At 51.5% G+C, this 21,566-nt stretch carries 22 protein-coding genes and 2 tRNA genes; 14 read left to right on the top strand and 10 right to left on the bottom strand.

Features of this window, described 5'->3' with window-relative positions; translation table 11 throughout:
* Positions 1-52 precede the first annotated feature (52 nt).
* Entirely contained in the window at positions 53-706 is a 654-nt protein-coding gene (locus tag HV346_RS07800; protein WP_181622952.1) for a hypothetical protein, read from the bottom strand.
* Between the two features lie 251 nt (positions 707-957).
* On the opposite strand from HV346_RS07800, the gene HV346_RS07795 reads away from it, so the two are divergent.
* Both HV346_RS07795 and HV346_RS07790 read left to right on the top strand, forming a co-directional pair.
* The gene (locus HV346_RS07795) at positions 958-1,881 is read left to right on the top strand and encodes a hypothetical protein (protein WP_181622951.1); all 924 of its coding nucleotides are present in this window, start codon (positions 958-960) and stop codon (positions 1,879-1,881) included.
* Between the two features lie 99 nt (positions 1,882-1,980).
* Positions 1,981-3,414: a DUF2272 domain-containing protein gene (locus HV346_RS07790; protein WP_181622950.1), complete on the top strand. Its 1,434-nt coding sequence runs from the start codon at positions 1,981-1,983 to the stop codon at positions 3,412-3,414.
* 56 nt (positions 3,415-3,470) lie between these two features.
* Here the strand turns inward: HV346_RS07790 and HV346_RS07785 are convergent.
* The 3 genes from HV346_RS07785 to HV346_RS07775 form a co-directional block, all read right to left on the bottom strand.
* Positions 3,471-3,558: transfer RNA gene (locus HV346_RS07785), tRNA-Ser, on the bottom strand.
* 132 nt (positions 3,559-3,690) lie between these two features.
* Positions 3,691-3,778 (bottom strand) — tRNA-Ser (locus HV346_RS07780).
* Positions 3,779-3,923: 145 nt separating this feature from the next.
* Positions 3,924-5,552: an ABC transporter substrate-binding protein gene (locus HV346_RS07775; RefSeq protein ID WP_181622949.1), complete on the bottom strand. Its 1,629-nt coding sequence runs from the start codon at positions 5,550-5,552 to the stop codon at positions 3,924-3,926.
* Between the two features lie 270 nt (positions 5,553-5,822).
* Between HV346_RS07775 and yccA the strand changes: the two genes are divergently transcribed.
* Together yccA and tusE are read left to right on the top strand one after the other, a co-directional pair.
* A complete protein-coding gene (yccA, locus tag HV346_RS07770) occupies positions 5,823-6,482 on the top strand; it encodes an FtsH protease modulator YccA (protein WP_154127877.1) in 660 nt (219 codons plus the stop codon).
* Between the two features lie 87 nt (positions 6,483-6,569).
* Positions 6,570-6,899, top strand: coding sequence for a sulfurtransferase TusE (gene tusE, locus HV346_RS07765; RefSeq protein WP_181623719.1), 330 nt, complete (start codon positions 6,570-6,572; stop codon positions 6,897-6,899).
* Here tusE and yccX read toward each other — a convergent pair.
* Positions 6,896-7,177: an acylphosphatase gene (gene yccX, locus HV346_RS07760; protein ID WP_181622948.1), complete on the bottom strand. Its 282-nt coding sequence runs from the start codon at positions 7,175-7,177 to the stop codon at positions 6,896-6,898. The two genes, tusE and yccX, sit on opposite strands and share 4 nt — an antisense overlap.
* Before the next feature lie 95 nt (positions 7,178-7,272).
* On the opposite strand from yccX, the gene rlmI reads away from it, so the two are divergent.
* Both rlmI and hspQ read left to right on the top strand, forming a co-directional pair.
* Positions 7,273-8,463, top strand: a complete 1,191-nt coding sequence (rlmI, locus tag HV346_RS07755; RefSeq protein ID WP_181622947.1) for a 23S rRNA (cytosine(1962)-C(5))-methyltransferase RlmI — start codon at positions 7,273-7,275, stop codon at positions 8,461-8,463.
* Between the two features lie 60 nt (positions 8,464-8,523).
* Positions 8,524-8,841 carry a heat shock protein HspQ gene (gene hspQ / locus HV346_RS07750; RefSeq protein WP_181622946.1) on the top strand — a complete coding sequence of 106 codons (318 nt, stop codon included), beginning with the start codon at positions 8,524-8,526 and terminating at the stop codon, positions 8,839-8,841.
* A gap of 38 nt (positions 8,842-8,879) precedes the next feature.
* Here hspQ and HV346_RS07745 read toward each other — a convergent pair whose 3' ends face one another.
* On the bottom strand, positions 8,880-9,293 hold the full coding sequence (locus HV346_RS07745; protein ID WP_181622945.1) for a CoA-binding protein: 414 nt from the start codon (positions 9,291-9,293) through the stop codon (positions 8,880-8,882).
* Between the two features lie 173 nt (positions 9,294-9,466).
* On the opposite strand from HV346_RS07745, the gene HV346_RS07740 reads away from it, so the two are divergent.
* Positions 9,467-10,129, top strand: coding sequence for a DUF2057 family protein (locus tag HV346_RS07740; protein WP_181622944.1), 663 nt, complete (start codon positions 9,467-9,469; stop codon positions 10,127-10,129).
* Positions 10,130-10,209: 80 nt separating this feature from the next.
* Positions 10,210-10,668, top strand: a complete 459-nt coding sequence (gene mgsA, locus HV346_RS07735; protein ID WP_181622943.1) for a methylglyoxal synthase — start codon at positions 10,210-10,212, stop codon at positions 10,666-10,668.
* A 41-nt stretch (positions 10,669-10,709) separates the two neighbouring features.
* On the opposite strand, the gene helD is transcribed toward mgsA, so the two are convergent.
* A complete protein-coding gene (helD, locus tag HV346_RS07730; protein WP_181622942.1) occupies positions 10,710-12,764 on the bottom strand; it encodes a DNA helicase IV in 2,055 nt (684 codons plus the stop codon).
* A gap of 123 nt (positions 12,765-12,887) precedes the next feature.
* On the opposite strand from helD, the gene HV346_RS07725 reads away from it, so the two are divergent.
* Positions 12,888-13,334 (top strand): YccF domain-containing protein, encoded by a 447-nt coding sequence (locus HV346_RS07725; protein ID WP_181622941.1) that lies wholly within the window; start codon positions 12,888-12,890, stop codon positions 13,332-13,334.
* A gap of 18 nt (positions 13,335-13,352) precedes the next feature.
* Complete coding sequence (yccS, locus tag HV346_RS07720) at positions 13,353-15,515, top strand: YccS family putative transporter (protein WP_181622940.1); 2,163 nt, start codon at positions 13,353-13,355, stop codon at positions 15,513-15,515.
* On the opposite strand, the gene HV346_RS07715 is transcribed toward yccS, so the two are convergent.
* Entirely contained in the window at positions 15,472-16,098 is a 627-nt protein-coding gene (locus HV346_RS07715; protein ID WP_181623718.1) for a TfoX/Sxy family DNA transformation protein, read from the bottom strand. The genes yccS and HV346_RS07715 overlap by 44 nt on opposite strands.
* 217 nt (positions 16,099-16,315) lie before the next feature.
* Between HV346_RS07715 and sulA the strand changes: the two genes are divergently transcribed.
* Together sulA and ompA are read left to right on the top strand one after the other, a co-directional pair.
* Positions 16,316-16,825, top strand: a complete 510-nt coding sequence (sulA, locus tag HV346_RS07710) for an SOS-induced cell division inhibitor SulA (protein WP_181622939.1) — start codon at positions 16,316-16,318, stop codon at positions 16,823-16,825.
* 354 nt (positions 16,826-17,179) lie between these two features.
* Entirely contained in the window at positions 17,180-18,235 is a 1,056-nt protein-coding gene (gene ompA, locus HV346_RS07705; protein WP_181622938.1) for a porin OmpA, read from the top strand.
* 64 nt (positions 18,236-18,299) lie between these two features.
* Here the strand turns inward: ompA and matP are convergent, their stop codons facing one another.
* A complete protein-coding gene (gene matP, locus HV346_RS07700) occupies positions 18,300-18,752 on the bottom strand; it encodes a macrodomain Ter protein MatP (protein WP_181622937.1) in 453 nt (150 codons plus the stop codon).
* Positions 18,753-18,938: 186 nt separating this feature from the next.
* Between matP and HV346_RS07695 the strand changes: the two genes are divergently transcribed.
* Together HV346_RS07695 and fabA are read left to right on the top strand one after the other, a co-directional pair.
* The gene (locus tag HV346_RS07695; RefSeq protein ID WP_181622936.1) at positions 18,939-20,699 is read left to right on the top strand and encodes a Lon protease family protein; all 1,761 of its coding nucleotides are present in this window, start codon (positions 18,939-18,941) and stop codon (positions 20,697-20,699) included.
* A 68-nt stretch (positions 20,700-20,767) separates the two neighbouring features.
* On the top strand, positions 20,768-21,286 hold the full coding sequence (gene fabA / locus HV346_RS07690; protein WP_042319996.1) for a bifunctional 3-hydroxydecanoyl-ACP dehydratase/trans-2-decenoyl-ACP isomerase: 519 nt from the start codon (positions 20,768-20,770) through the stop codon (positions 21,284-21,286).
* 76 nt (positions 21,287-21,362) lie between these two features.
* On the opposite strand, the gene rmf is transcribed toward fabA, so the two are convergent.
* Positions 21,363-21,530, bottom strand: coding sequence for a ribosome modulation factor (gene rmf / locus HV346_RS07685; protein WP_181622935.1), 168 nt, complete (start codon positions 21,528-21,530; stop codon positions 21,363-21,365).
* Positions 21,531-21,566: the final 36 nt, after the last annotated feature.

Here is a 21,566-nt window from a genome sequence, read left to right as displayed (position 1 = left end):
ATGGTTGAACCACAAGGTGGTGTGTCATGCCTTGTGGTTTGTCTGTGGGTTGTCAGAACGCAAAAATGGAATAATCCACGCGTAAGTTCCCGGTCAGATCGGGGATCCCGTCTCTTTTCCGCTCGCCGTAGAGATAGTGCTCTTTTCTGTTGAGTGACATATACAGAATGCCCAACTGGTCATCACCATTTTTCTTGAGCGCATCGGCCGCCACCGTCGTCAAAAACTTTGTGACTATCACACCTGCGGCATACGCGGGATTTGCCGCCCCCAGAATCAACGTGCCCATGTTTGCGGCAAAACGGTCAAACTCAGGATGGTTCACAATGCTATCGAGTTGCTCACCGATAGCTCGTACGTTGTCGTCTCCCTCCGTTGCAATAAGACACCAGTTAAAATCCTCCGGGATCGCCACAGACTGATAGAGCACATATCCGGTATCCCCAAACGTCAGAACCGCATTGTCTTTAACGTTGGCAATTTCAGTCAGCACCCGCGTCGACGCAATCTGTCGAACAGCCTGTTCAAGAAGCTGTGCCTTCCTGGCTGTATCGATTTCGGCGATCCACGCATCCAGTATCGGTATTTGGTCATCGGCCGTGACAAAACTGATCAGCTTAACTTGCGCAAGGTCACGTTTGAAAAAGAGAAACGCATTCTCATGGTTATCAAATATGCGCAGTTTATTAATCCGGAAATAAAACATGATCGTCTCCTGAGGCGAATGGGCTCATTCATTTACGCGTCTATGAAAAACACACCGGCGCTGGGCTGCTCAGATAAAAGTGTATGCCTCATTTTATGGCCAAAAACTGCGACTAACGATTGACTGCCCGCCTCAAATTACGACGAACCTCTTAACGCTCATCTCTCACCCTCAGTGCATATTCTCAGTCTACAACCTGCAATGTTTCCGGGAGCAACCAGCCGTGTTTCGCGGACAATAAGGGGAACAACATGTTTGGACTGGAGATGCTTGATGTACTGATTGGGCTTATGACCGTCTATTTCATGTTTGGAATAGCCTGCACGTCCATCGTGGAGGCCATTTCTGCCGGAACGGGTTTTCGTAGCAAAAATCTGGAAGCTGCGCTTAACGAGTTATTTTCAGGAGAACTGGCCCCAAATACGCAATTTGTCACGCAATTTTTTGACCATCCATTGATCCAGTCGCTTAGCAAAGGGAACGCAGGACGCCCCTCTTACATTCCGTCGGCAATTGTCGGACAGGTCGTGCAGGCGCTCGTCATTGGGCGGAGTGCGATGTCGACACTCTCCGCTGGGGTAAACGCCCTGCCGGGCTCCGTCGAGGATAATCGCATAAAAGGTGTTCTTGACACGCTGGTGATGCAGACAGGTAACGACACCGACAAATTTCGTAAAGCGGTTGAAGCACAATTCGATGCTGCAATGGATCGTGCTTCCGGCTGGTACAAGCGCCGAACGCAGACCATAACGCTGATTGTTGCCGCCTTCCTGGTCAGCAGTGCAAACGTTGACACAATCAACCTGGCGACATTGCTGGCAGCCAATCCGGTAGCACGGGAGCAGATGCTGGTAATAACGGAACAATACACGCGAGAGAGTCCCCATCGCGTCAGTAATGACCCTGGCTCACCGCCCGTCGATCCGGCCGAAAAAGCCAGAACTGACTACAACCAGGCCATGTCGGCTGTGCAGTCTGTTGGTTTCTCGCTCGGATGGAAGACCCTTCCCATCGGATGGGGATACCTGACAAAAGCCATTGGTTTGCTTATCACCATCTTCGCCGTCTCGCTGGGCGGCCCGTTCTGGTTCGACATTCTTCAGCGCGTTATGCAGATACGCTCCACCGGGCCAAAACCGCCTGAACCCGGCAAATCCAGGAAAAAGAACACATAAGGCCGGATGTATATCGGGCTTTTACTCTTTTCCGCGAGCGCCGTCAGGCACGAACTCAGCAGATAGCCTTATCGACTCATGCTCAGAAAAGGGGGTTTTATGATACTCACGCCTGTACAAAAAAGCCTGTGTGAACGCGTTCTGAATGCGTTCGAAACAGGCTCTGCCGGAGGGGATTATGCGGCAATCGCCATCTTCCATGATGGCCCACACCGGATTCGACAAATCACCTATGGCCGTTCGCAAACAACGGAATATGGAAACCTTCAGGAACTGATTAGCCAGTATGTCAACGCGAATGGGCTATTCAGCGCGGCACTGGCCCCGTTCGTGTCTCTGATTGGGCAAACCCCCCTGGTGGATCATGCCCAGTTCATCTCTCTGCTGGTGCAGGCTGGCAGTAAAGACCCCGTCATGAAGTCCGTGCAGGATACATTTTTTGATGCGCGATATTTCACTCCCGCATTTAACTGGGCGCAGAAGTACGGTTTTCAGGAGGCGCTCTCCATGCTCGTCATCTACGACTCCTTCATCCATAGCAATGGTATTCTCCCCTTCCTGCGCTCCCGCTTTCCGGAAGTTCCCCCAGCGAATGGCGGCAATGAACGTAAATGGATTACCCAGTATGTTGATGTCAGGGACGCATGGCTAGCGACACACAGCAACCCTGAGCTCCACCCTACCGTTTACCGAACCAAATGCTTGCGATTCGAAATTGCGCGCGGGAACTGGGCTCTCTCTCAGATCCCCATTAATGCGCATGGCGTCCTTGTCGAACCGTCGCCCACCATACCGCTCCCGACGGGTAATACGACCCAGCCGGTTATCGCCAGTACCATCGCGTTTATCGGCTCGCCCGCGGCGGGGAGTGGCGGCGCCGCTCCCGTCACAAACAGCTCCCCAGCGGTTGCTCTTGCATCAGGCTTTGCAGCCAATGTCGCGTCCAGTGCCATCGAGCAATGGACCTTCTTTGGTGGACAACGTTACAACCGCAAAGGATCTATCCTGCAGATTGGGCATAAAGAGGGTGAAGATGGCTGGTGGCAACGGGTCGGCCAGTACTGGGAGAACATTGGACGAGATGATCTGGACGGCCGGGATCATGAATGGCCCTGGTCGGCAGCCTTTATTTCCTGGATCATGCGCCAGTCTGGTGCGGAGAACCGCTTCGCATATTCCGCCTCGCATGCGACGTACATCAGCAAATCTATCCGGGACAGAAACCAGGGGAATACCAACGCACTGTATTGGGGATTCAGGCTAAACGAACGCAAACCCCAGGTGGGGGATTTGGTGTGCTGGGACAGGGACAGCGATAAAGTCGTCGATTACGATCATCAACATCTGGGTCATTACAACAGCCATACGGATTTGGTCGTTTCCGTGAGCGCTGATGAAATCGAGATTATTGGCGGCAATGTCGGAAACTCGGTAACGCGACGCCCGCTGGCACTGACTGATGAGGGCTTTCTCTCTGCCAGTGTTCAGGGTGGCGAAACGCTTTTCGCTTTGATGGGATACCGGTTTCCGTAAATCGTATTCTGAAATGAAAAAACCCTGTGATATTGCTATCACAGGGTTTTCAAATTTGGCGGAAGCGTAGAGATTCGAACTCTAGAACCCTTTCGGGTCGCCGGTTTTCAAGACCGGTGCCTTCAACCGCTCGGCCACGCTTCCAAAGTGAGGCGCACTATAAACATCTATTAGCGCCTTGTAAAGCAGGAATTTTTCTAATTTTCATCTCCTGCGTTTTCGCACCGCAGAAAAGCAAAAAACCCTGCGATATCGCTATCGCAGGGTTTTCGAATTTGGCGGAAGCGTAGAGATTCGAACTCTAGAACCCTTTCGGGTCGCCGGTTTTCAAGACCGGTGCCTTCAACCGCTCGGCCACGCTTCCTAAGTGAGGCGCACTATAAACACCTCATTGCGTCCTGTAAAGCATGAACACAATCGTTCGCCTGAAAAATAGCCAAAGCGCGTTTAATCGGTTGAATAGACAACGCATTGGCCATTTTATCAGCATAAAATCGTACCACTGAGCCTTAGTGTTTTTTGATGTACATATCTTTGGTGTAGTAATACCCCAGTTTATCCGGAGTAAAGCCCCCCACCCACGGTTTCACCAGATGCGTGCGGACATAGTGATATACCGGAATTGCCGGCACATCACGGCCCAGTAGATCTTCCGCCTGCTGATAGAACGCGCCGCGCTCTTGCGTGGTTTTCGCTTTTGCGGCGTTAACCAGCGCTTCATCATAGGCCGGGTTGCTGTACTGGCTGGTGTTTTCGCTGTCACCGGTGCGGAAGTTGTTCAGGAAGGTCGCCGCATCGTCATAATCCGCAATCCAGGCGTAACGCACTGCATCGAAGTTATGGGTATGCATCGTATCCAGCATGGTTTTCCACTCCTGGTTTTGCAGCTTCGCCTCCACGCCGAGATTTTTCTTCCACATGGAGCTGGCGGCAATCGCAATACGCTGATGCGATTCGGAGGTGTTGTAGAGCAGATTAAAGCTCAGAGGATGACCCGCATTGAAACCAGCTTCATTCAGCAGCTTTTTGGCTTCGGCAATGCGTTTGTCCATCGGCCAACTGGCGTAACCAGGATTGTGCAGCGTCACGCCGCCAATCTCAGGCTGGCTGATAAGCCACGCCGGACGCTGCCCCTGCCCTAACACTTTTTCAGCAATGATGTCTTTATCAAGTGCCATGTTCAGCGCTTTACGTACACGCACGTCGTTGAAGGGAGGCCGCGTGGTGTTGAATTCATAATAGTAAGTGGCAAGCTGCGGGGAAACGTCCAGCTCTTTGCCCATGGTTTTTTGCAACTGCGCAAACTGATTGATAGGCACGGTATAGACGATGTCAATTTCCCCGGCCTTATAACGGTTTACATCGGATGCTTCAGAGGTGATCGGCAGGTAGGTCACTTTGTTGATCACGGTGTGCGCATTGTCCCAGTAGCGCGGGTTACGCTCGGCAACTATCCGCTCGTTGACCACCCACTGCGATAATGTGTAAGCTCCGCTGCTCACAAAGTGTTCCGGCTTGGTCCATTTATCACCATAGCGGCCAATCAACACTTTATCGACGGGAACCAGTGACGGGTGCGCCAGCATCGCAAGGAATGCCGCATTTGGCTGGGTGAGCGTCACTTCCAGTGTGGTGTCGTCAATGGCTTTTACGCCCAGCGAATCAGGGGCTTTTTTCCCTTGTGCGATATCCGCCGCATTGGTGATGTGCATATTGCCCGGGTAGCTGGCATACGGAGACGCGGTTTTCGGGTCAACCAGACGCTGCCAGCTCCACACCACATCCTGTGCGGTAATGGCGGTTCCGTCACTCCAGGTAATGCCCGGACGCAGGTGGAATGTCCAGACCGTATTGTCTTTATTTTCCCACTTTTCAGCCAGACGAGGCTGTATCTCACCTGTAGGGGATACACTCACCAGCCCTTCGAACAAATCGCTGATAATATTGAATTCGACATCGCTTTCGACTTTATGCGGGTCGAGTGAAGCGGGCTCGCTACCATTATTCCTGACCAGTTCCTGTTTCTCTGCCAGTTGGGTTCCTGCCGGCACATTAGCCGCCCACGTCGCTGTGCTGGCGCACAGGATGCCTGCGGTTAACAAAGAGAGTGTAAAGTTAGTGCGTGTTTGTGGTTTCATTTCCTTCGCCTTATTGTCTGTTTTTTTGACGATCCGGGAATTACTCTTAGCGTCCAAAGTGAAAGAACGCAATATTTTTCAGTAACCTATAAGATGTTGATCTGAATAAACTCGCTAAACCGCTGTTCATTCTGCGGAAAAGTATTTCTGTAGAAGAAACAACCACCCCTTAGCCTAAGGTGTTGAGTAAAGATGGGTAAAACCACTTTGTTACTGACGCGCTGTTTTCTATTCTTGCCGTTAATTACATCTGTCATAAGAGAGTGACTCATGGATCGTATTATTAGTTCTTCACGCGACCGCACATCGCTGCTCAGCACCCACAAAGTGCTGCGTAACACCTATTTCATGCTCAGCCTGACGCTGGCGTTTTCTGCCATCACCGCGACGGCCAGTACTGTACTGATGCTGCCTTCGCCGGGGCTGATCCTGACGCTCGTCGGTATGTATGGTTTGATGTTCCTGACCTATAAGACGGCGGATAAACCGGTTGGTATTTTGTCTGCATTCGCCTTCACCGGCTTCCTGGGCTACATTCTGGGGCCCATTCTGAATGCGTATTTGTCTGCCGGTATGGGTGATGTGATCGGCATGGCTCTGGGCGGAACGGCGCTGGTGTTCTTCTGCTGCTCGGCCTACGTACTGACCACGCGCAAAGACATGTCCTTCCTGGGCGGTATGCTGATGGCCGGTATTGTGATTGTGCTGGTCGGCATGGTTGCGAATATCTTCCTGCAACTGCCTGCCCTGCACCTGGCGATTAGCGCTGTGTTCATCCTGATCTCCTCAGGTGCAATCCTGTATGAAACCAGCAATATCATTCACGGCGGCGAGACCAACTACATCCGCGCAACCGTGAGCCTGTATGTGTCACTGTACAACATCTTCGTCAGCCTGTTGAGCATCCTGGGCTTCGCCAGCCGCGATTAACTCATACTGAGCTGAAACAGGCCCCGCTTATGCGGGGCTTTGTTTTTTGCTACACTGCACCGGTTTTTGACTGACGTGTGAATGACTATGTTGAGCTTTGAAGGTAGAGAGATCGAAACCGACAACGACGGTTATCTGAAAGAAAGCAGCCAGTGGAGCGAAGCGCTGGCAGAGGTGATTGCAGAGAAAGAGGCGATTGTCCTGTCGCCAGAACACTGGGAAGTGGTGCGATTCGTGCGCGAATTCTATCTGGAATTTAATACATCTCCTGCTATTCGCATGCTGGTAAAGGCGATGGCGAACAAATTTGGCGAAGAGAAAGGCAATAGCCGCTATCTGTATCGTCTGTTCCCGAAAGGCCCGGCAAAACAGGCGACCAAAATCGCCGGTCTGCCAAAACCAGTGAAATGCATTTAATAGCGAATACCAAAATTAACGTATTCCCGGCCGGGTTGATGGGGTTCTGTCAGAACGTTATCGACCCGTGCGCTGCGTGGCCCACCGGCTTTCAGCCATGCCACAAGCTTGCTGACCTGTTCCGCATCACCACAGGCAACCACCTCCACGCTTCCATCATCCATATTGCGCGCATACCCCGTTAAACCAAGCTGGATCGCCTCGCGCTGCGTGCTGTAGCGAAACCCAACGCCCTGAACCATGCCGTAAACCCAGGCCATTGTGCAGACTTTTGACATCTTCATTTTCCTTATCCGTGCCTGGCGCGTTGCATTTCCTCACTGAACTCGGGAAAATGGCGGCCATTTCATTGGAATCGACAGAATAGCAAATTATGAGTGTACGTTTAGTGTTAGCCAAAGGCCGCGAGAAGTCATTACTGCGCCGCCATCCCTGGGTCTTTTCCGGCGCAGTTGCCCGCATGGAAGGCAAAGCCAGCCTCGGTGAAACCCTCGATATCGTTGACCACCAGGGAAAATGGTTAGCGCGCGGCGCATACTCGCCTGCATCCCAAATCCGCGCCCGTGTCTGGACATTCGATAAAGACGAAACGATTGATATTGCCTTCTTCACCCGCCGCCTGCAGCAAGCCCAGCAGTGGCGTGAATGGCTGGCAAAGCGTGACGGACTGGACAGCTACCGCCTGATTGCCGGTGAGTCGGACGGGCTGCCAGGCGTGACAATCGATCGCTTCGGTCACTTCCTGGTGCTTCAGTTGCTGAGCGCGGGCGCGGAATACCAGCGTGCGGCGCTGATTAGCGCCCTGCAATCCCTCTACCCGGAATGCGCGATTTACGATCGTAGTGATGTGGCGGTTCGTAAAAAAGAGGGTATGGAGCTGACACAAGGCCCGGTAACAGGCGAACTGCCACCCGCCCTGCTGCCTATTGAAGAACATGGCATGAAACTGCTGGTGGATATTCAGGGCGGTCACAAAACCGGTTATTACCTCGATCAACGTGACAGCCGTCTCGCAACACGTCAGTACGTTGCAAACAAGCGCGTCCTCAACTGCTTCTCCTATACCGGCGGGTTTGCGGTTTCCGCACTGATGGGGGGCTGCAGCCAGGTCGTGAGCGTCGATACCTCCCAGGAGGCACTCGATGTGGCCAAACAAAACGTCGAGCTGAACAAGCTGGATCTGAGCAAAGCCGAGTTCGTCCGAGACGATGTCTTTAAGCTACTGCGCAAATACCGCGATCAAGGTGAAAAGTTCGACGTGATCGTGATGGATCCACCGAAGTTTGTCGAAAACAAAAGCCAACTGATGGGGGCATGCCGCGGTTACAAAGATATCAATATGCTGGCTATCCAGCTGTTGAATCCAGGCGGTGTACTGCTGACCTTCTCCTGCTCTGGCCTGATGACCACAGATTTATTTCAGAAAATCATCGCTGACGCCGCAATAGATGCTGGCCGTGATATACAATTTATAGAGCAGTTCCGTCAGGCAGCCGATCACCCGGTGATCGCTACCTACCCGGAAGGGCTGTATCTGAAAGGGTTTGCCTGTCGCGTCATGTAACTTGAAAAGAGAGATGTTGCCCACACATTGAGTGTATGTAATGTTTCCCGGGAGGTGACTATGATTGCCAGCAAATTCGGTATCGGCCAGCAGGTCCGCCACACCTTGCTAGGGTATTTGGGTGTGGTCGTGGATATCGACCCGGAATATTCCCTCGATGAACCGTCAGCAGATGAACTGGCGGTCAATGCAGAACTTCGCGCTGCGCCCTGGTATCATGTGGTGATGGAAGATGACGATGGACAGCCTGTGCATACGTATCTTGCGGAAGCCCAGCTAAGCGGCGAGTTGCAGGAAGAACATCCGGAACAACCCACAATGGATGAGCTTGCCCAGACCATCCGCAAACAGTTGCAGGCCCCTCGCCTGCGGAACTGATAATGTTAAAAAGCCCGGTATCCGCCGGGCTTTTTTTGTTACTTCGCCAGTCCCAGACGGGGAAGTTCAATCGCCGGACAGCGATCCATCACCACCTTCAGCCCCGCCTCACGTGCCAGCACCGCAGCTTGTTCATTGATCACGCCTAACTGCATCCATAGCGTTTTCGCGCCAATGGCGATAGCGTCTTGTGCTACGCCCCATGCCGCCTCTGAGTTGCGAAAGACATCCACCATATCGACTTTTTCAGGCACGTCGGCCAGCGTGGCATACCCTTGCTGGCCTAACAACGTCTTCCCGGCGACTTTTGGCGACACCGGAATGACATGGTATCCCTGATCCAGGAGATATTTCATCACCCGATAGCTTGGGCGATCGGGTTTATCGCTCGCCCCCACCAGCGCAATAGTACGAGTCGACGTCAGAATGTCCGCAATATCGTTCTCTTTCATGGTCTTCCTCCTGGCTTTTTCTAAAGTGTACGTCAAACCGGACATCGCAACCATCCATCCCATACAGATGTATGAGGGCAAAATAGCGGAATATGTCTATATGTTAGTAAACGTGATAACCGAAAAATTTAGATACATTATTGCGAAAAAGATATTTTCAACAGGAGCACCCTATGAGAACCGGCATTGCCTCTGCTGTAATTGCTTTAGTGATGCCAGTCTGCGTATTTGCGACCACGCTTCGGCTCTCTACCGATATTGACCTGTTGGTGCTGGACGGTAAAAAAGTATCCAGCTCGCTACTCCGTGGTGCAGACAGTATTGAACTCGATAATGGCCCGCACCAGCTTGTGTTTCGGATCGAAAAAACAATCCGCCTCGCAAACCACGAGCAGCGGATGTACATCTCTCCGCCGCTTATCGCCAGCTTTAACACTCAGCGCATCAGCCAGGTTAATTTTAGTCTGCCCCGTCTGGAAACAGAAAAAGAGTCACAGGCTTTCGAATCAGCCCCTCGCCTTGAACTGCTTGATGGTGACGCGATGCCTATACCGGTAAAACTGGATATTTTGGCATTGACGAAAACGCCAAAAGGTCCTGATTACGAAGCCGATACTGAGATCTACAACAAAGCAGGGAAACGTGCTTCGCTACCGCAGTTTGCCACAATGATGGCTGATGACAGCACGCTGCTCTCCGGTGTATCGGAACTGGATGTTATTCCACCGCAATCTCAGACACTCACCGAACAACGCCTTAAATTCTGGTTCCAGCAGGCTGACCCCGATACACGTGCCCGGTTTCTGCAATGGGCGAAACAACAACCTTCGTCCTAAGCCACATTTTTTTGCCCTTTCTCTTGCAGCATCAGGCGCTTCCCGTCATCTTGTAGCCAGTTAACCTGACGGAAAAGATTATGGAACTGACAACACGCACGCTCCCGGAACGCAAACACATTGCGCTGGTGGCGCACGATCACTGCAAACAGATGCTTCTTAACTGGGTTCGCCGCCATCAGGCGCAGCTGGAAAAACACACACTCTCTGCGACGGGCACAACCGGCAATCTGATCAGTCGCGAAACAGGATTAGCCGTCAATGCCATGTTGAGTGGCCCGCTGGGTGGCGATCAACAGGTAGGCGCACAAATTTCGGAAGGTAAAATTGATGTTCTGATTTTCTTCTGGGACCCGCTTAATGCCGTGCCACATGACCCGGACGTCAAAGCGTTGCTGCGTCTTGCCACTGTATGGAATATCCCGGTGGCAACCAATCTCTCAACAGCGGACTTTATTATTGACTCGCCACAATTCAACACGCCGGTGGAGATCCTGATCCCGGATTATCCGCGTTATCTGGCAGAACGACTGAAATAGAGGTCGTGCCGGGTGGGATGAATACCCACCCGGCAATCAGACTAGGGTTTTTTCGCCACGGGCACATCTATCCCCTTCAACACCTCAACAAACCCTGACGGCTCATCTTTGTTGAACAGTAGCCATACACGATGGCGCGCACGCGTGAGTGCGACATACAACAAACGACGCTCCTCTGCATCCGGATAGTCTTCAGGTGTGGGCAATAATGCCTGCTCCATCACCGACTCACGCGCTGGCGCTGGGAAACCGTCACTTCCGTCTTTTAGTCCCACTACAATGACATAATCTGCCTGCTGCCCTTTACTGGCGTGGATCGTCATGAAATCGATCTGGAGCGTCGGCCAGCGGGTTGCTGCTTTTTCAAGCGAAGTAGGTTTGAGATGGTGGTATCGCGCCAGTACCAGAATACGTTCGTCCGGTTTAGCGTAGCCACTCAGTTTGTCGAGAAGCGGTTCAAGCTGGTCATCAGCCAGCAACATGACGGCTTTCTTATCTCCCACTGTCAGGCTGTTGAGTGGTTTAACCAGTTGATGCGGGTTTTGCTGAATAAAGCGGTTGGCTATTTCGCCAATCCGCGAATTGAAACGATAAGTTGTATCTAAATCGCTGCGGTCACCTTCACCAAAGTAGTGGTGAAACGCAGTGGTCAATGAAAGTTGCGCCCCGCTGAAGCGGTAAATTGCCTGCCAGTCATCACCGACGGCAAACAACGAGGTATGTTTGTTTTGCGCGCGCAAGGCCGATAACAGTGCCGCACGCTGCGGGGAGATATCCTGAAACTCATCCACAAGGATATGCTTCCAGGGGCTCACAAAGCGGCCTTTTTCCAGAATAATAATGGCCTGGTGGATAAGTCCGGAAAAATCGACCGCGTTTTCATCCTTCAACGCCGTTTTCCAGGCTTTCAGCAGCGGAGCCATCAGTTTGACGCGTTTTGAAAACAGTGCACGGATCGTTTCCGGCGCACTCTCAATCATCTCTGCCTGAGTGCCGCCATGCATACGCATCAGGCTTACCCAACGGTCAAAACGCGAACCTAAGCGGCGTGCCAGTTTTTCATCCTGCCAGAAGCTGCCTTCAGGGATCTCCCAGTTCAACTCTTCTTCCAGCCACTGCCGCCACCCTTTTGCCTGCGCTTTTTTCTCACTGCACTGTTGCTGCCAGGCGCTGATAAAAAGTGCCTGACGGGCCCGAGTATCATTTTCCAGCTTACTAATAGAGGGGACTTTTTTGCTGCCCTGCTGGATTATTGATAACGCCAGTGCATGGAACGTCCTGGCGGTGATATCGCGAGTATGTAGCCGCGTCTGGATACGTTCATCCATCTCCTGTGCTGCCTTGCGGCCAAATGCCAGCAGCAGAATTTGGTCGGCAGTAGCTTCACCTGTCGTCAGCAACCATCCCGCGCGAGCAACCAGCACCGACGTTTTACCACTCCCTGCACCCGCCAGCACGAGTAGCGATTGCTCACCGTTGACCACCGCACGAGCCTGCGCAGGATTCAAAGGTGACGATTCAATATGGCTGAAGAAATCGGCGTACTGCGTAAGCATGGTCTCGGTCCATGCCTGATTATGGGCAAGCCGGCTTTGGTCAACATCATTCAACCACGCCTGGCATTGACGCCAGGCGTCCCGGCAATTATCAAACTCATCCAGACGTGAAACGGGAATGGGAAGTGCGGCAAGCGCCCGGCTTATTTTTTGCTGCAAACCCGCGGTTTGCTGGCGGGTAAGCCATTTCTGCTGCTCACTGCTTTGCGCGATCTCATCCAGAACCTGGTGCAAAACCTGTGCCGCGACGAGGCTCATATCGCCACTCCACTGCTGCCAGAGCGTATTCAGATGATGATGAAAACGCAGCGTTTCAGCCCACTCCGTCCCGTGAAGTCGTACCACTTTTCCCGCCGGAAGTACGAACTCCAGTTCGCCCCATACCAGCCCTCGCTTGCAGTGGATCGCCAGAAGTTGATTAAACGGAATGAGATATTCGTGACGTTCACCAGAGACTTTAACCCCTGCATTAAGCAGCACAACCTTGTCGTACGGGTGCTGCGCCAGGCGTTTGCCCAAAGAAGTTGCTTTCAGTTCCATGTCCAGCCGAATCCACGAAGAGATAATTTACCTGACAGTTTAACTGCCAGTTTTAAGGTGCTCCAGCCTAAAAAAACGTTACAATCACTTAGCGTTAATCATATCGAAAGGAACTGAGGATTTATGCGTACCGTTCTGAATGTTTTGAATTTTGTCCTTGGCGGTTTTGCCACCACACTTTCCTGGCTTTTTGCCACTCTGGTAAGCATTGTGCTCATTTTTACCCTGCCACTGACACGCTCCTGCTGGGAAATAACCAAACTGTCCTTTATCCCATATGGTAATGAAGCCATTCATGTTGATGAACTGAACCCGGACGGAAAAAATTCGCTGATGAATACAGGCGGAACCGTACTGAATATCCTGTGGCTGATTTTCTTTGGCTGGTGGCTGTGTCTGATGCACATCTTTGCTGGCATTGCACAATGCATCACGATCATTGGCATTCCGGTGGGTCTCGCTAATTTCAAAATTGCCGCTATCGCGCTGTGGCCAGTCGGGCGTCGGGTTGTCCCGGTAGAAGTCGCGCAGGCTGCACGTGAAGCAAATGCCCGTCGTCGTTTTCAGTAATAAGGACTGGCCCTGCTGATGCTAAGCCCATTATTTCGCCGCTATACATGGAACAGCACCTGGCTTTATAACGCCAGGATTTTTATCGCACTGTGCGGTACTGTCGCCCTGCCCTGGTGGTTGAATGACGTCAAACTGACCATCCCACTCACCCTTGGCGTTGTTGCCGGGGCGCTGGCCGATCTGGACGATCGCCTGACCGGACGTCTGCGAAATCTGGTTATTACATTACTCTGTTTTTTCATCGCCTCTTCATCGGTCGAACTGCTGTTCCCGTGGCCATGGCTGTTCGCGTTGGGACTGACACTCTCCACCAGCGGTTTTATTCTGCTGGGCGGGCTGGGCCAGCGTTATGCCACCATCGCGTTTGGTGCACTACTGATTGCTATCTATACCATGCTGGGCGTGTCACTCTATGACCAGTGGTATCAACAGCCTCTGCTGCTGTTGCTGGGTGCAATCTGGTACAACCTGCTCACGCTAACCGGGCATCTTATTTTTCCGGTTCGGGCATTGCAGGATAACCTCGCCCGCAGCTACGAACTGTTGGCCCAATACCTGGAGCTCAAATCCCGGTTATTTGACCCGGATATAGAAGAAGAGAGCCAGGCCCCGCTTTACGATCTCGCCCTGGCAAACGGGCAGCTTGTCGCGATGTTAAATCAGACGAAAGCCTCCCTGCTCACGCGCCTGCGCGGCGATCGTGGACAGCGAGGGACGCGCCGCACATTACATTACTACTTTGCTGCACAGGATATTCATGAACGTGCAAGTTCATCACACGTTCAGTACGCCGCCCTGCGTGAGAAGTTTCGCTATAGCGATGTTATGTTCCGCTTCCAGCGCTTACTCTCAATGCAATCTCAGGCTTGTCAGCAACTGGCAAGGTCCATTTTGTTGCGCACGCCCTATCAGCACGACTCGCGCTTCGAGCGAGCCTTCAGCCATCTTGACGCAGCACTCGACCGCGTTCAGGCCAGCGGAACATCTCCGGAGCAAATAAAAGCCCTGGGTTTCCTGCTCAATAATTTGCGTGCGATTGATGCCCAACTGGCGACCATTGAGTCCGAACAAGCAATGGCAATGCCAGGAAACGACGCAGAAAACCAGTTGGCTGATGATAGCGTGCACAGCTTTAGCGATATGTGGTTGCGTTTGAGCCGCAACTTTACGCCAGAATCCGCGTTATTCCGCCATGCGGTCAGGATGTCACTCGTGCTCTGTGTAGGCTACGCCTTTATCCAGATCACCGGATTGCACCATGGTTACTGGATACTGCTAACCAGTCTGTTTGTCTGCCAGCCAAACTATAACGCCACGCGCCACCGACTGGCGCTGAGAATCATCGGGACACTGGTGGGGGTTGCCGTCGGATTACCCTTGCTGTATTTCGTTCCCTCACTCGAAGGGCAACTCATCCTTATTGTGATTACTGGCGTACTCTTCTTCGCATTCCGTAATGTGCAGTATGCACATGCGACCATGTTCATCACACTGCTGGTATTACTGTGCTTCAACCTGCTAGGGGAAGGGTTTGAAGTCGCACTTCCCCGCGTCATCGATACCCTTATTGGCTGTGCTATTGCCTGGGCGGCTGTGAGTTTTATCTGGCCTGACTGGCGCTTTCGCAATTTACCACGCGTGCTGGATCGGGCAATGAATGCCAACTGTCGATACCTTGATGCCATTCTTGAGCAGTACCATCAGGGACGTGATAACCGTCTGGCCTATCGTATCGCCCGGCGCGATGCGCATAACAGTGATGCAGAATTAGCTTCGGTTGTATCCAATATGTCAACGGAGCCACGAGCAACAACTGAGATACGGGAAACCGCATTTCGTCTTTTGTGTCTCAACCACACATTCACAAGCTATATCTCTACACTGGGTGCGCACCGTGAGAAGCTGACCAACCCCGGCATCCTTACCCTGCTGGATGATGCGGTATGTTACGTTGACGATGCCCTGCACCACCGCCCATCAGATGAGCCACGAGTTCAACAGTCTCTGGACGAACTTGCTCAACGTATTGCTCACCTGGATCCTGGCTCCGACAACAAAGCGCCACTGGTCCTCCAGCAAGTCGGCCTGCTTATTGCTTTGCTGCCGGAAATTTGCCGACTGCAGCAGCAAATTGCTACCTGGCGGAATGGTTCTCACGTGGCTCAGTCAGCGCATTAAACCATTCTGTTAGCTCCCGGCGAATAGGCGTCGGGAGCGCCGCTTCATGCAGCCCCTCGATTGCACCTTCCAGCGCAAACAGCACTTTAATACCCAGTTGTTTGTTGTTCTTTCTTATTTTCAGCCAGCTTGTCTTTGCACCAAGCCCTCGTAGCGTTTCTTCATTTGTGATACCCGCTTCATAGAGCAGTACTTCGATCTGAAACGTCAGGTTCGGAAGATCTTTCAGTCGGTTTCGTTGATGTCGCTGATGTCGCTCCTTCCTTGCCGATTCCAGTGCAAAGGAAGAGAGCTGAAGTAACCTTTCCCTGTCCTGCCAGAGCCCCTCATCCACCCGGTAATAATTGAGAAGGACTGGACGCCCCCGTTTCAATAAAGTCAGAAAAGAAGAAGAGTGCTTTACACAGTACCTGGTGCTTTGCTCACAGGCGCGAAGATAGAGCTCACCCTCGGAAACCATGGCAAATACGGCATCGTCAACCGCAAGGGTATAACCGCCAAAAAGTGCACGATGCTGGATATCGCCTAACGAGGAGAGATATTCCTGTGATTTATAAATCCGTTCATAAGATATCTTTTTCATGATATTTCCCTTTAAAATCATCAAGTAACAACGCTTTTTCTTACTACCGGATCCAGTAGCAGAAAAATAGGCAACTTCTTCTTCTTGAGCAAGATGATTTTTCACAACATGCCAACAACAAACAAAATTTGCGAGTTGCTTTCCGAAAATGAGGTTGATCTTTAGGCACACAGGAGTTACTGTATATTCATACAGTAACTACAGGGCTGGAATGATTATGTACACTTCAGGCTATGCAAATCGCTCAACATCTTTCTCTTCTACCGCAGGCAATGTCGCGCAGAAATCCGTCGAGCGCGTTTCAACAGGGCTTATCAGCGAAGTGGTTTACCGTGAAGACCAGCCCCTGTTAACGCAACTCTTATTGCTGCCGTTATTGCAGCAGCTTGGTCAACAATCTCGCTGGCAGCTTTGGCTAACACCCCAGCAAAAATTGAGCCGCGAATGGGTTCAATCAGCAGGACTCCCGCTGACAAAGGTGATGCAGATTAATCAACTCTCGCCGTGCGATACAGTTGAGTCGATGATCCGGGCATTACGTACCGGAAACTACAGTGTGGTAATTGGCTGGTTGCCGGAAGAATTGACGGAAGAAGAACATTATCGGCTGGCTGAAGCTGCAGAAGAAGGTGATGCGATCGGTTTTATCATGAGACCTATTCGCCCTGTTCCTCACGGCAAAGGACACCTGTCTGGGCTAAAAATTCACTCTAATTTGTATCATTGAGTAAAATTGAGATTTTTCCTGGAATTTTTTTCGACCACAAGACGCGCAATTAGTTCAATGCGGTAAAACTGCGGCAAGGCTTGTCTGGTGCGGTTCTCATTAATTTTACTGCACAAAATCCGTTCAAAAAATGTTAAATAATAGGTATACGGAACTTTTTTTTTCATATGCCTGACGGAGTTCACACTTGTAAGTTTCTAGCTACGTTGTAGACTTTACATCGCCAGGGGTGCTCGGCCTAAGCCGAAGATATCGGTAGACTTATATTTGACCACGCCCCCAGGTGAAGGATTTAACCGTGATTTCTCCTTGAGATTTTCATGGCAAATTTTGGATGATAACGAGGCGCAAAAAATGAAAAAGACAGCTATCGCGATTGCAGTGGCACTGGCTGGCTTCGCTACCGTAGCGCAGGCCGCTCCGAAAGATAATACCTGGTATGCAGGTGGTAAACTGGGCTGGTCTCAGTTCCATGACACTGGCTGGTACAACAGCTCCCTGAACAACGACGGCCCAACTCACGAAAGCCAGCTCGGTGCAGGTGCGTTCGGTGGCTATCAGGTTAACCCGTATGTTGGTTTTGAAATGGGTTACGACTGGTTAGGTCGTATGCCATACAAAGGCGACACCGTAAATGGCGCTTTCAAAGCTCAAGGCGTTCAGCTGACCGCTAAACTGGGTTACCCAGTAACTGACGATCTGGACGTGTACACCCGTCTGGGCGGCATGGTATGGCGCGCTGACTCCAGCAACAACATTGCTGGTGACAACCACGACACTGGTGTTTCCCCAGTATTCGCTGGTGGTGTTGAGTGGGCTGTGACCCGTGATATCGCTACTCGTCTGGAATACCAGTGGGTTAACAACATTGGCGACGGCAACACCGTTGGTGTTCGTCCAGACAACGGCATGCTGAGCGTAGGTGTTTCCTACCGTTTCGGCCAGCAGGAAGAAGCAGCGCCAGTAGTTGCTCCGGCTCCAGCTCCAGCTCCAGAAGTACAGACCAAGCACTTCACTCTGAAGTCTGACGTTCTGTTCAACTTCAACAAAGCAACTCTGAAACCAGAAGGTCAGCAGGCGCTTGATCAGCTGTACTCTCAGCTGAGCAACCTGGATCCTAAAGATGGTTCTGTAGTAGTTCTGGGCTTCACTGACCGTATCGGTTCTGACGCTTACAACCAGAATCTGTCTGAAAAACGTGCTCAGTCTGTTGTTGATTACCTGATCTCTAAAGGTATCCCAGCTAACAAGATCTCTCCACGTGGTATGGGTAAATCTAACCCAGTTACCGGTTCTACCTGTGACAACGTGAAAGCTCGCGCTGCACTGATCGATTGCCTGGCTCCAGATCGTCGCGTTGAGATCGAAGTTAAAGGCATCAAAGACGTTGTAACTCAGCCAGCGGCATAAGTTATCGTCTTTAAAAAAAACCCCGCATAGCGGGGTTTTTTATTGTCCAAAGAAAAGTGAAACGCTATTTTTTACCCAGCAGCGCCTGTAAATCGTTCTTCAGTGTCGACATCTGGCTCGCATACTTTTCTTTGTGCTCGGCATCTTCAATCAGTTGCACAATCGTTTCAGATAGTGTTTTTCCACGCCGCTGAGCAAGCCCTGCCAGTCGCTGCCAGACCATAAACTCCAGATCGATAGACTTTTTGCGGGTATGCTGATGCTCAGCATTAAAATGCCGTTTACGGCGAGCGCGGATAGTTTGCTTCATCCGGTTCAGTAACGCCGGATTGATATGCTTCTCTATCCAGCTATTAACCTTCACCGGTTCATTTTCTAAGGTCAGCAAAATATCCACTGCGTCTTTCGCCGCGCTGGCTTCGATATAGCAGGTGATCAGCTCGCCTTCACGATGCTTTTTGACCAGGTACTTCCATTTCCATCCGCTTTCGAGGTTTTCCAGTTGTTGATATTTCATTGCGTTCTCAGTGTTACCACGTAACTCTGTTCAGAATATCAGTTTTTTGGCAATCTGCTGAAAAGAAATCATATCCTGTGAATCGATACGGTGCTTTCGCTGCCGGAAATGCAGAATACCGCATGGGCAGAATCCACCGCTTACGGTATACTCCACGGTTTTACATCTGACTAAAAAACATCAACTTTGACCATTACGAAACTTGCATGGCGTGACCTGGTTCCAGATACCGAGAGCTATCAGGAACTGTTTGCACAGCCAGAACTCACCAAAGAAAACGAATTCATACTCAGCGAGACACAACCACGTTTGCATTATGCGCTGGAGCAGGTGTTAAGCCCATGGGCAACATCTCCTTTCATGCTGCTCAAAGCTCCGGAAGAAGCCGAGTACCTGACACTTCTGGGTGATGCAATGCGTCAGTTGCAGCCAGAAACGGACTCAGTCTATGGTGGTCAATATCGTATCGCTGGGCGTGATGTTACTTTCGAACCCGCTTTGCAGGCTGATGACCGCTTTGCGGCAAAAGGCGAAGTGATCACCGCTAATTGGGTCGAAGCTGAACAACTGTTTGGCTGTCTGCGCCAGTTCAACGGCGAATTATCACTGCAGCCTGGTCTCGTACATCGAGCGAACGGTGGTGTGCTAATCATCGCTCTGCGCACGCTTCTTGCCCAACCGCTGCTATGGATGCGCCTGAAAACGATTGTCAGCCAGCAACGTTTTGACTGGGTCGGATATGATGAGTCTCGCCCATTACCCGTTGCTATCCCATCAATGCCGTTGTCACTCACAGTGGTACTGACAGGCGATCGTGAATCGCTGGCCGATTTTCAGGAGATGGAGCCAGAACTAGCCGATCTCGCCGTCTACACCGAATACGAAGACAATCTTCAGATTGCCGACGGTGATGATATGGCCCAGTGGTGTCAATGGGTGATGTCCGTTGCAACACGCTATCAATTACCGACACCGGCGACTGACGCCTGGCCTGGCTTAATTCGTGAGGCAGTCCGCTATACAGGCGATCAGGAAACATTGCCGCTTTGCCCACTGTGGATCAGCAAACAACTTCGCGAAGTGGGAGTCATAAGCGGAGAAGGCTCCTTTACAGGGGAGCAGCTTACCCAAATGCTTGCACAGCGCGAGTGGCGTGAAGGCTATCTCGCTGATCGTATGCAGGATGAAATTCTGCTCGAACAGATTCTGGTAGAAACCGAAGGCGAGCGCATCGGCCAAATCAATGCCCTGTCGGTCATTGAGTTCCCAGGCCATCCTCGTGCGTTTGGTGAACCTTCACGTATCAGTTGCGTCGTGCATGTTGGTGACGGTGAATTTACAGACATCGAACGTAAAGCAGAACTTGGCGGCAATATTCATGCTAAAGGCATGATGATCATGCAGGCGTTCCTGATGTCGGAGCTGCAACTTGAGCAGCAAATCCCCTTCTCTGCTTCACTGACTTTTGAGCAGTCCTACAGTGAAGTCGATGGTGACAGCGCCTCAATGGCTGAGCTGTGCGCGCTCATCAGCGCCCTGGCTGAAGTGCCAATCAACCAGAATATCGCCATCACTGGTTCCGTCGATCAATTTGGTCGTGCGCAGCCTGTTGGCGGGCTGAATGAAAAAATTGAAGGTTTCTTCTCTATCTGCCAGCAACGTGGTCTTAATGGCAAACAGGGTGTCATTGTCCCTGCGGCCAACGCTCGCCACTTGAGTCTGAGCCAGGAGCTTCTTAACGCCGTGGAACAGGAGCAATTCGCTATCTGGGCCATTGAAGGCATTGAGGATGCTCTTCCTTTACTGACTAATCTGGTATGGGATGGTGAAGGTCAAACAACATTGATGCAGACGATACAGGAACGTATCGCTCAGGCAACACAGCAGGACGCTCGTCATCGTTATCCATGGCCGTTACGCTGGCTAGGCTGGTTTAATCCGAACTGATCGGACTTGTTCAGCGTACACGTGTTAGCTATCCTGCGTGCTTCACTAAAATAAGGCTTACTGAGAACATGGTAGATAAACGCGAATCCTATACAAAAGAAGACCTTCTTGCCTCTGGTCGCGGTGAACTGTTTGGCGCTAAAGGCCCACAGTTACCGGCTCCGAGCATGCTGATGATGGACCGTGTCGTGAAAATGACCGAAACAGGCGGCAATTTCGATAAGGGCTACGTAGAAGCGGAACTCGATATCAATCCGGACCTGTGGTTCTTCGGTTGCCACTTTATTGGCGATCCGGTAATGCCAGGTTGCCTGGGCCTTGATGCAATGTGGCAGTTGGTTGGCTTCTATCTGGGCTGGCTCGGCGGCGAAGGCAAAGGCCGCGCACTGGGTGTAGGTGAAGTGAAATTCACCGGTCAGGTTCTGCCTTCTGCGAAGAAAGTCACCTACCGTATTCACTTCAAACGCATTGTTAACCGTCGTCTTATTATGGGCCTGGCGGATGGCGAAGTGCTGGTTGATGGCCGCCTGATTTACACCGCAAACGATCTGAAAGTTGGCTTGTTCCAGGATACGTCTGCTTTCTAATTACTTTTCTGTTTTACATCACCAGAAAAGGCGAAACCTCCGCATTGCGGAGGTTTCTGTTTCTAAAGAGACGTCATCAAGCAAGAATTACCCTGTCTCCGATGGCTTCTCGCCAGCCTCCCAACCATTGTGACCTTTGATTTATCGTCTGATAAGGACACATTTCTTTTGAGCGTCCGGCGATGCCCGCCTGATAACCACGTTGATGAGCCCGTTCCAGGCGATCTCGTTTCTGTCTCTTCATGCCTCGTTTCCCTCATTCTTTGGTCTGGTGGAAAGA

It is taken from the genome of Enterobacter sp. RHBSTW-00994, assembly GCF_013782625.1.
Lineage (GTDB): Bacteria > Pseudomonadota > Gammaproteobacteria > Enterobacterales > Enterobacteriaceae > Enterobacter.
The sequence above is the reverse complement of the archived record's forward strand: the minus strand, read 5'-3'. Positions and strand labels throughout refer to the sequence as shown.

Bases quoted from the DNA above. Each gene is read 5' to 3' on its own strand.
- HV346_RS07800 (WP_181622952.1), bottom strand. From the start codon at position 706: ATGTTTTATTTCCGGATTAATAAACTGCGCATATTTGATAACCATGAG.
- HV346_RS07795 (WP_181622951.1), top strand. From the start codon at position 958: ATGTTTGGACTGGAGATGCTTGATGTACTGATTGGGCTTATGACCGTC.
- HV346_RS07790 (WP_181622950.1), top strand. From the start codon at position 1,981: ATGATACTCACGCCTGTACAAAAAAGCCTGTGTGAACGCGTTCTGAAT.
- HV346_RS07775 (WP_181622949.1), bottom strand. From the start codon at position 5,552: ATGAAACCACAAACACGCACTAACTTTACACTCTCTTTGTTAACCGCA.
- yccA (WP_154127877.1), top strand. From the start codon at position 5,823: ATGGATCGTATTATTAGTTCTTCACGCGACCGCACATCGCTGCTCAGC.
- tusE (WP_181623719.1), top strand. From the start codon at position 6,570: ATGTTGAGCTTTGAAGGTAGAGAGATCGAAACCGACAACGACGGTTAT.
- yccX (WP_181622948.1), bottom strand. From the start codon at position 7,177: ATGTCAAAAGTCTGCACAATGGCCTGGGTTTACGGCATGGTTCAGGGC.
- rlmI (WP_181622947.1), top strand. From the start codon at position 7,273: ATGAGTGTACGTTTAGTGTTAGCCAAAGGCCGCGAGAAGTCATTACTG.
- hspQ (WP_181622946.1), top strand. From the start codon at position 8,524: ATGATTGCCAGCAAATTCGGTATCGGCCAGCAGGTCCGCCACACCTTG.
- HV346_RS07745 (WP_181622945.1), bottom strand. From the start codon at position 9,293: ATGAAAGAGAACGATATTGCGGACATTCTGACGTCGACTCGTACTATT.
- HV346_RS07740 (WP_181622944.1), top strand. From the start codon at position 9,467: ATGAGAACCGGCATTGCCTCTGCTGTAATTGCTTTAGTGATGCCAGTC.
- mgsA (WP_181622943.1), top strand. From the start codon at position 10,210: ATGGAACTGACAACACGCACGCTCCCGGAACGCAAACACATTGCGCTG.
- helD (WP_181622942.1), bottom strand. From the start codon at position 12,764: ATGGAACTGAAAGCAACTTCTTTGGGCAAACGCCTGGCGCAGCACCCG.
- HV346_RS07725 (WP_181622941.1), top strand. From the start codon at position 12,888: ATGCGTACCGTTCTGAATGTTTTGAATTTTGTCCTTGGCGGTTTTGCC.
- yccS (WP_181622940.1), top strand. From the start codon at position 13,353: ATGCTAAGCCCATTATTTCGCCGCTATACATGGAACAGCACCTGGCTT.
- HV346_RS07715 (WP_181623718.1), bottom strand. From the start codon at position 16,098: ATGAAAAAGATATCTTATGAACGGATTTATAAATCACAGGAATATCTC.
- sulA (WP_181622939.1), top strand. From the start codon at position 16,316: ATGTACACTTCAGGCTATGCAAATCGCTCAACATCTTTCTCTTCTACC.
- ompA (WP_181622938.1), top strand. From the start codon at position 17,180: ATGAAAAAGACAGCTATCGCGATTGCAGTGGCACTGGCTGGCTTCGCT.
- matP (WP_181622937.1), bottom strand. From the start codon at position 18,752: ATGAAATATCAACAACTGGAAAACCTCGAAAGCGGATGGAAATGGAAG.
- fabA (WP_042319996.1), top strand. From the start codon at position 20,768: ATGGTAGATAAACGCGAATCCTATACAAAAGAAGACCTTCTTGCCTCT.
- rmf (WP_181622935.1), bottom strand. From the start codon at position 21,530: ATGAAGAGACAGAAACGAGATCGCCTGGAACGGGCTCATCAACGTGGT.